At 39.5% G+C, this 8,933-nt stretch carries 10 protein-coding genes; 1 reads left to right on the top strand and 9 read right to left on the bottom strand.

The genetic code is table 11. The annotated features are described in order from the left end of the window. Window positions 1-165 precede the first annotated feature (165 nt). The 5 genes from H4J63_RS18860 to H4J63_RS18840 are packed head-to-tail and all read right to left on the bottom strand — an operon-like array spanning window position 166 to window position 3,965. Window positions 166-783 (bottom strand): SCO family protein, encoded by a 618-nt coding sequence (locus tag H4J63_RS18860; RefSeq protein WP_076925824.1) that lies wholly within the window; start codon window positions 781-783, stop codon window positions 166-168. Next, window positions 780-1,709 carry a heme o synthase gene (gene cyoE, locus H4J63_RS18855; RefSeq protein ID WP_182197966.1) on the bottom strand — a complete coding sequence of 310 codons (930 nt, stop codon included), beginning with the start codon at window positions 1,707-1,709 and terminating at the stop codon, window positions 780-782. The genes H4J63_RS18860 and cyoE overlap by 4 nt, the downstream gene beginning before the upstream one ends. A gap of 12 nt (window positions 1,710-1,721) precedes the next feature. Next, on the bottom strand, window positions 1,722-2,711 hold the full coding sequence (locus H4J63_RS18850) for a heme A synthase (RefSeq protein WP_182197965.1): 990 nt from the start codon (window positions 2,709-2,711) through the stop codon (window positions 1,722-1,724). A 29-nt stretch (window positions 2,712-2,740) separates the two neighbouring features. Further along, window positions 2,741-3,235, bottom strand: a complete 495-nt coding sequence (locus H4J63_RS18845; protein WP_182197964.1) for a transmembrane cytochrome oxidase associated protein — start codon at window positions 3,233-3,235, stop codon at window positions 2,741-2,743. Beyond that, entirely contained in the window at window positions 3,225-3,965 is a 741-nt protein-coding gene (locus H4J63_RS18840; RefSeq protein ID WP_076925820.1) for an SURF1 family protein, read from the bottom strand. The genes H4J63_RS18845 and H4J63_RS18840 overlap by 11 nt, the downstream gene beginning before the upstream one ends. A 14-nt stretch (window positions 3,966-3,979) precedes the next feature. On the opposite strand from H4J63_RS18840, the gene H4J63_RS20565 reads away from it, so the two are divergent. Beyond that, window positions 3,980-4,288, top strand: a complete 309-nt coding sequence (locus H4J63_RS20565; protein WP_076925819.1) for a DUF2909 family protein — start codon at window positions 3,980-3,982, stop codon at window positions 4,286-4,288. On the opposite strand, the gene H4J63_RS18830 is transcribed toward H4J63_RS20565, so the two are convergent. The 4 genes from H4J63_RS18830 to coxB are packed head-to-tail and all read right to left on the bottom strand — an operon-like array spanning window position 4,191 to window position 8,366. Next, entirely contained in the window at window positions 4,191-5,066 is an 876-nt protein-coding gene (locus H4J63_RS18830) for a cytochrome c oxidase subunit 3 (RefSeq protein ID WP_076925818.1), read from the bottom strand. The genes H4J63_RS20565 and H4J63_RS18830 overlap by 98 nt on opposite strands. A 35-nt stretch (window positions 5,067-5,101) precedes the next feature. After that, window positions 5,102-5,632, bottom strand: a complete 531-nt coding sequence (locus H4J63_RS18825; RefSeq protein ID WP_024595090.1) for a cytochrome c oxidase assembly protein — start codon at window positions 5,630-5,632, stop codon at window positions 5,102-5,104. After that, window positions 5,632-7,224 (bottom strand): cytochrome c oxidase subunit I, encoded by a 1,593-nt coding sequence (gene ctaD, locus H4J63_RS18820; protein WP_024595091.1) that lies wholly within the window; start codon window positions 7,222-7,224, stop codon window positions 5,632-5,634. The genes H4J63_RS18825 and ctaD overlap by 1 nt, the downstream gene beginning before the upstream one ends. Beyond that, entirely contained in the window at window positions 7,224-8,366 is a 1,143-nt protein-coding gene (gene coxB / locus H4J63_RS18815) for a cytochrome c oxidase subunit II (protein WP_182197963.1), read from the bottom strand. Before coxB ends, ctaD begins: the two co-directional genes overlap by 1 nt. Window positions 8,367-8,933 lie beyond the last annotated feature (567 nt).

The raw sequence follows: 8,933 nt of genomic DNA, 5'->3' as shown, positions 1-8,933 counted from the left end.
GGCTTCCTTCAGACCCCACCGTTGGCCAGTGACGCCCTTGCCATTCAGATTATCTTCCCCTTAGTCAGGGTGATAAGGCATCTTTCAGCCTATCGGGTTTGCCAGCTTCGCTGGGCAAACAAAAAAGGAGCCTAAAGCTCCTTTAAAATTGTTAAAAAGTAAAAACTAGTTTTTGTAGTAATCAGCTATTTTTTTAAACTCTTCAGTTAAAGTAGTCGCATTAATTAATGGCACACTACCTTGTTTAAATTCTGGTTTAAAAATAGCTCTAACGGCTCCATTTTGATCAACCATAGCGACCGAGGCACTATGATCAACAGCATATTCTGATTCACTACTATCGCTAATGGCGTAGATTAAACCAAGCTCTCGAACTACAGGAAAAAGGTGTTTATGCTCTCCTGATACAGCTAAAAAGTCAGGGTTAAAGTAATCTATGTATTGCTTTCGTTTAGCTGGCGTATCGCGTTTTGGATCAACCGATAAAAACCAAACTTGCAGCGGATAATCTGCTTGTAAATTTTTATAAACAGCATTTAACTTAGCAAGTGTTAATGGGCAAATATCTGGACAGCTTGTATAGCCCAAAAATACTAAATTCCACTGCCCTAAAAATTGTTGTTTAGTCACTAATTCGCCGCGCTGATCGTTTAGCGTAAAATCAGACAGTGGCTTTGCATTTTCGTAAACTAATGCATCTACATCTGGTCGGCTATTTTCATTTGAACATGCTGATAAAAACAAAACTAAAATAACAATTAATCCAAGCCATAACTGCTTCATAAAGGGAGCCATTTATCTATAAATAAGATTACAAAGAGTACCATTAAATGAATAATCGAAAAACGAAATAAGTCCATTGCAGCCTCATCATTTCCAGCAATTTTTAATTTAACCGCTTTATATATAAACACTGCATTTAATACACACGCACCTATTAAATATATTAATCCAGACATACCAATTAAATAAGGCAATACGCAAACTACAGCGAGTAAAACAGAGTAAGCAACGACGCACGTTTTACAAAAATCGATACCGTGTGTTACTGGCAGCATAGGGATTTTAGCGCGTTCATAATCACTTTTTCGTGCTATAGCCAGTGCCCAAAAGTGTGGTGGGGTCCAGGTAAATATTATCATTACGAGTAACCAAGGGGCTGCTGCCATTTGGTTTGTTTCTGACACCCAACCTAATAATGGAGGCATTGCGCCAGCCAACCCACCTATAACAATATTTTGCGGCGTTGCACGCTTTAAAAATGATGTATAAACAAATGCATAACCTACCAATGCAAATAACGTTAATATAGCGGTTAAGGTATTAGCCCACACCATCAGCATAATAAAGCCGGCAACCCCAATAACAGCTGCAAAACTAAGCGCATGTGTTTTACTTAAGCGCCCTTTAGCCACAGGGCGATGACGAGTCCGTGCCATTTTTGAGTCTATCTCGCTATCAACCACATGATTAATAACCGCTGCAGCAGCAGAAAGTAGCCCTATACCTAACAAGCTAATAAACTGTACGACCATACCGCGCCCCACATCGGGAGCCAGCGCTAAACCAACCCAAGCTGTTAGCACCAGCATGGCTACCACTTTAAATTTACTAATTGCTAAGTAGTCTTGCAGCAAACTATGAGTACGCGAAATTAGCGATTGAGTATTAACGGGTAGCAGTATTTTTTTATCAATTATAAGTACCATCATATTTCCCCTTTATGTGCGTGATTTTAGGTAATAACACAACCTAACCATGCTTAATAACAGTATGGCAGCCATCAAGTTATGCGCCAGTGCAACTCCCAACGGAATATGCCAATGTACTAAAATAAGCCCTAAACTAATTTGGCACAGCAGGACAAGTAATACGCTCACAACACAATTTTTAATTTTTTTAGAGTACGCTTGTCTGTATATTTTCCACATAATTAATGCCAGAACGATGCAAGTAACGAGTGCCCAAATGCGGTGTAATAAATGGATAGACATACGCGCTTGCTGTGATAACACACCAAACTCATAATTACTGTGCTCAAGTGGTAATTGAAATACGCTACTCAATGAAAACGGTTGTGCGTAATTACACAATGGCAAACCACTACAATGCGGAGCGGCGTAATTTGCAGCCAGCCAACCACCAAGTGCAATTTGGATAACCAACACACTAAGCGCGACTAAACTCAAAGCAAAATAGCGTTTTGCGCCGCTATCGCCCCCCATAATAGGTTTTGCGGTTAGCCGTAAATATAAAAGTGTTATAAGTGACAAAATACTAAAGCCACCTAATAAGTGGCCCATTACAATAAGAGGCTGAAGGCTCATGGTTACTGTCCACATACCAAGGGCAGCCTGAAACACCACTAGTAGAAGCAAAGCCAAAGGCAATTTAACTGGCGTAGTTGGATATTGGCGTTTTAAAAAAGCCAACACAAATAAACCTAAAATAAGTAAGCCTAAAGCACCTGCAAAATAGCGATGAATCATTTCTTTCCACGCTTTTGCGGTTTCGAACATCATATCGGGGTAGCTTTGAGTTGCTAAAGCTATATCGGCCTCATGCTTAGGTACCGTTAAAAAGCCGTAACAGCCAGGCCAATCGGGGCACCCTAAACCTGCATCGCTTAAGCGGGTGTACGCACCTAAAGCAACCACAATTAAAGCGAGTAATCCTGTTATTAATACTAAGTTTTTATAATTTTTATACATTAGACACTCCACTTAAATAAGCTGATCAATTAGCTAGAACGAGAATAGTTAAGTAATTTTTTTAGATCTTTTAATAACCCTTTTTGTACTATACGGTTTTCTTGTGGCTCGACCTTAAAGGGATATTCAAGTACCACTAACCCCATATGATCAATTAAATATAAACTTGCAGGTTTTAAGCTCTGTTGTTCGGTAATAATTTTCCATGGTAGATTTTTATTGTCGAGGCTTCCCATTACAGCCATATCAACCTTGCCTTGGTTTTTACCAAGTGCCACATATAAATTATTAAGTGCATTGAGCTGTTCGCTGCATGGGGTGTTACATTCTTTTGAGTAATTAAGTGCAATAGTCCATTGCTTGGGATTATTTTGCGGCCAATTTTTAAGTTTTATTTCTTGGCTTAAAAACTCTCCATTATTAGTAATTGCAGTAGGCAACCAATCAAACTTTAATGCGCCATATGCCAAAACTAATGGGATTGCGCAGCAACCCACAAACAATAAAAGGGGATTATTTTTCATTATGTGTCCTTTTTTTACTCGCAAAAATAGCAACAACAGCACATGCAACAGCAATTAAAAACCATTGCACAGCGTAGGCATTATGTTTTTGAGGGCTCATAACAACAGCCTCATAATGAGGTGTTGCAATCTCATCACCAGTACCTTGTCTGTAAGCCATAAAATTAATTAATGATTGCTGGCTTTGAGTGCTCAGCATATTCAAGTCGATAGATTGGATTCTTGTAGGTAAGTCGTTATTTGTAGTTTTATCTTCAAGCGTAAAGCTACTTAAGTTATTTTCTTTTATTTGCGCTTTAAGAATAAAAACACCTGTAGGCAGAGTAACCTTTGGCAGTGTACCTCTAGATATAGGCGCTTTTACCCATCCTAAATTAACTAAAATCACTTTTTCTTCGCTGTCTGGCTTTAGTAAAGCAAGTAAGTCGTACCCTACTTGCCCGTTATAAACTTGATTATCTAAAAGCCAATATTGGTTTTGTACAAACCGCCCTTTTAACTCAACCAATACACCTGTTTTGTTCCAGCTATCAGGCAGGTTAAGTAATTGAGACCAGCTCATCACACCACGAGTCTGTTGCTTAGCAATAGCGGTTAGTTGCTGCTGTTTTTGCTCACCCCGCTCCAGCTGCCAAAACCCTAGTCGCACACACACAAGTACAACAACCACAACCATACAAAGTGTGATTAGTGAACTAAGCTTTTGTTTGTGCCATAAAACTAACTGCATAAAGGGTCAACTCAGTGATTATTAAAATTATTATCGTACTGTTGTTAATATTTATACTTTTTAACTTATTTAGAGCATTGTTTATTATGGTGTCAGGAAAAACTGGGGGACGACCTATGTCTCACTTTTTAGGTCGTCGCGTATTGTTTTCGGTCGTTGTTTTAGTTGTTGTTATTGCAGCACTTAAACTTGGTTTTATTAAAGCAAATAATTCGCCAACAAACGCTACAGCACATATACAAATACAAACAAACACAGCCACACCACATCAACAAAGTGCCAATACCAAGCAGCTGCTTGAAAAGCAAAATGCTTATCTTTAGTAAAGTGCCCTTTTAATATCCGTAAAAATATTACAAATAAAAGTACGGTTCCAAGGGTTACATGCATGCCATGAAAACCAGTCAATAAAAAGAACGTATTACCGTAAACACCTGCATCTAGCGTTAAGTTTAAGTCGTTATACGCATGAATATATTCCTCAACTTGTAACCCTAAAAAGCAAACACCCAATAAAATAGTAGCGCCTAAAAAAACTTTAAGTGGAGTACGTTTATTGTTTTCCATCGCTACATGGGCAAAATGTAAAGTAACTGAGGAAGTAAGCAGTATTAAGGTATTAATAAGCGGCAAACCTTGCCAGCCCATAGCTTGAGTAGTTTCGCCTGCAGGTGTTGAAACTAGCGGCCAAACAGCTTCGAAAGTTGGCCATAATACTTCATTGGTCATTGCATTATTGCCTGCGCCTCCAAGCCAAGGTACCGACAATACGCGTGCATAAAAAAGCGCACCAAAAAAGGCCATAAAAAACATCACTTCAGAAAAAATAAACCAGCTCATACCTTGCCTAAAAGAGCGATCCATTTGTGCTGAGTACAAACCTTGGTCCGACTCACTAATTACATTTTTAAACCAGCTAAACAACATATACAAAAGCACAGCAATACCGGCATAAAGCAGGTAAACCCCGATCCCCCCTTCTTTGCCTACACTCATAACTGTTAAGCCTGCCCCTACTGCAATAAAAAACAATGCAACCGCGCCCACAATAGGCCACGGGCTTTGCTCTGGTACATAATAATGCTCATATTCTTGATTCATTTTACTTACTCCTAGTTTCACACTAGTTTAAAAAGCTAGTTATTACTTGCCACCAGCTGTTCACTAATATCAAATACTGTATAAGATAAAGTTAGTTCTTCAATGTCGCTTGGCAGTGCGGTATCAACATAAAAAAGTAATTTAAATTCAAGTTCTTCCCCTGCTTTTAGAGGTTGCTGATCAAAGCAAAAACACGCTATTTTATGTAAATACTTTGCCGCTTTACCTGGCGAGACTGATGGTACAGCCTGCATTACTTTATCTAGGTTGCTGTTATTTTTAGCACTAAACATTACTTCACGCATTGCACCGGGTTTTACCACAACACTGTATTCTTTTGATTTAACTTCAAACGGTGCACCTCTTTGCGCGTGAGTAGTAAAACTAACGCCAACTTCTCGGTTTTGTATTATTTGCGTACTTTGCTCTGCTTGCTCAAGCGAAGGTTTTCCATTAAGCCCTGTTACGTCGCAAAACACGTCATACAAAGGCACTAAAGCAAAGGCAAAGGCAAACATGCCTATGCAAATAAGTACCAATCGTTTGAGTAGCGGTGCGTGTGTCACTACTTGATTACCGGCGGCTTAGAAAAAGTATGATATGGCGCTGGAGAGTCAACTTCCCACTCAAGCCCTTCTGCCCCTTCCCATACTTTTGCAGGTACTTTATCGCCACCGCGTGCACATTTAATTACCACAGCTACAAACAACAATTGCGATAAACCAAAGGCAAATCCACCAATACTTATGATTGCGTTAAAGTCGGCAAATTGGAGTGCGTAATCGGGAATTCGACGTGGCATACCGGCAAGCCCTACAAAATGCATAGGAAAAAACAGTACATTCACGCTCACCAGTGATAGCCAAAAATGCCATTTAGCTAACGTGATATTAAACATATTGCCCGTCCACTTGGGCAACCAGTAATAAGCCCCTGCCATTATCGAAAATACGGCCCCTGTTACTAATACATAATGAAAGTGCGCCACTACAAAATAAGTATCGTGATATTGAAAGTCAGCAGGTGTAATTGCCAGCATCAATCCCGAAAAACCACCTAAGGTAAACAGCACAATAAACGCAATACTAAAAAGCATTGGCACTTCAAAAGTTATTGAGCCTTTCCACATTGTGGCAACCCAATTAAATACTTTTACGCCTGTAGGTACCGATATAAGCATGGTCGCGTACATAAAAAACAACTCGCCAGCGACCGGCATCCCAGTGGTAAACATATGATGAGCCCATACAATAAAGCTCAATAGTGCTATGGAGGATGTGGCGTATACCATTGAGGCATAGCCAAAAAGTTTTTTACGAGAAAAGGTAGGTACTATTGTAGATATAATGCCAAAGGCAGGAAGAATCATTATGTATACTTCGGGATGACCAAAAAACCAAAAAATGTGTTGGAACATCACCGGATCGCCACCGCCTGCGGCATCAAAAAAGCTGGTCGCAAAGTACTTATCGGTAAGTACCATAGTGACAGCCCCTGCAAGCACAGGCATTACCGCTATTAATAAAAAGGCAGTAATTAACCACGTCCATACAAATAAGGGCAACTTCATCCATGTCATGCCGGGGGCACGTAAGTTCACTATGGTTACAATCACATTGATTGCGCCCATTATTGAGCTAATCCCCATAATATGTACGGCAAATACAAACAATGCAGTATTATCATTACTGTATGTTGTGGACAGTGGTGCATAAAAAGTCCAACCAAATGCAGGACCCCCACCAGGCATAAATAACGATGCCAATAGGATTAAAAACGCAAACGGTAAAATCCAAAAGCTCCAGTTATTCATTCTTGGCAATGCCATATCTGGCGCGCCAATCATTAGCGGTATCATCCAATTAGCAAGGCCTGTAAAGGCCGGCATAACCGCACCAAACACCATAATTAAACCATGCACTGTGGTCATTTGATTAAAAAAGTGAGGATCGACCAACTGTAAACCAGGTTGAAATAATTCAGCTCTGATCACCATGGCCATTCCACCACCAATTAAGAACATGGTCAGCGAAAAAATTAAATATAAACTACCTATATCTTTATGATTAGTTGTGTAAAGCCAGCGTTTAAAACCTTTAGCTGGGTGATGAGCATGATGAGCTTCATTGGCGTTAGGTTGTTCTACTATGCTACTCATTAGTTCGCCTCCACTTTGGCATCAAGTGCTGCCTGTATTTGACTCGGTTGAATAACATCACCCGTATCATTACCCCACGCATTACGTTTATAAGTAATAACCGCTGCTAATTGCTTTATAGATAACTGCTTGGCAAATGCTTGCATTGCCGTACCAGGTCGTCCATGGATAACTACATCAATGTGATCTTTTATACCGCCAAGCACTATCGGGCTGCCTTTAAGTGCAGGAAATACACCCGGTAATCCCATGCCAGTGGGCTGATGACATGCAGCGCAATTGGCCATATATACTTGTTCGCCTAAAGTCATTAATTCTTCTTTTGGGAGGGTTTTATCAAGTAATGCGGCATCTGCTAATGCTGCTTTTTGCTTAGCCTGCTTTGCATCTGCAAGCCATGTTTCAAAATCAGCCTCAGATTTAGCAACCACCACAACGGGCATAAAGCCATGATCTTTACCACACAACTCAGCACATTGGCCTCGGTAAGTACCTTCTTCGTTTATGTTCGTCCATGTTTCATTTATAAAGCCGGGGTTCGCATCTTTTTTAACTGCAAAATCAGGTACCCACCAAGAGTGGATAACATCGTCAGAAGTCATTAAAAATCGTACTTTTTGATTTATTGGCAGTACGAGAGGTTTATCAACCTCAAGTAAGTAGTTAGGATTTTTATCTGCAAGATTAGCGATTTCATCTTGCGGGGTAGATAAAATAGAGTAGAACTCTACATCTTCGCCCATATATTCATAATGCCATTTCCATTGTGAGCCTGTAATTTTAATAGTGAGATCAGCTTTGCTGGCATCTTCCATTGCAATTAGGGTTTTAGTGGCTGGTACTGCCATAGCAATTAAAATAACAAACGGAATTGCAGTCCAAAGTATTTCTACTTTAGTGCTTTCGTGAAATTGGGCAGGTACAGCCCCTTTAGATTTACGGTGATGAATAAGTGCCCAGAACATAATTGCGAACACTATCACCCCAATCACACAACATATTATAAATATGGTCATGTGCAGCTGATATACATTATTGCTTATATCGGTTACGCCTTTGCGCATATTGTATTGGCTGTTAGCCAAAACTGGGTGCGAAAAAACACATAATATAAGCCACAAGGTAGAGGTCAGTTTACCCATGTGGTGGCTCCTTTGATGCTATTGCGAATGCAAAGCGAAGAGGCATACGGCTTAAACGCCAATTCGTTATTTTTATTTTTTTAGCCAATCTCATTTAATATTGATTGGTTTTGCTGCGCCAACAACGTGTTTGTGTATATTGTGTGTTCTCAAAACTAAAAAGCTGTGAGTTATTATTAGCTCAGCACATTAACAATTAGCTAAAAAATGAACAACAAGCAAGTTTTAGTATAAAAAACAATCAGGTTGTAATTGGGTAATTAACAAAAAATCAGCAACTAGCTAGGCAACAGGAAGTTCAAAAGATGAGAAAAACAAAGGGGTTTAACGCATTTGGAGGGGAAATTATAAGTGCAAAAAAGTTTACAGGTTGAATAGTCAGTGGGCTGGTTGCACCCTATTTTAGTACGAATTTTAAAACAAAAATGCGTACTAATTAGTTAATGCAGATCGTTTAAGCTAATTGAACGATCTTTCAAAGGGCTCATAATAGGCTACAACAGAAGTTGTGGCCTATTTTTATGTCTGAATTTATTAAAGAATTACACCTTACGACTGAGTTTTGCC

Source organism: Pseudoalteromonas sp. 5Ae-yellow, assembly GCF_014077565.1.
Classification (GTDB): domain Bacteria; phylum Pseudomonadota; class Gammaproteobacteria; order Enterobacterales; family Alteromonadaceae; genus Pseudoalteromonas.
This window is presented reverse-complemented; position numbering and strand designations above follow the sequence as displayed.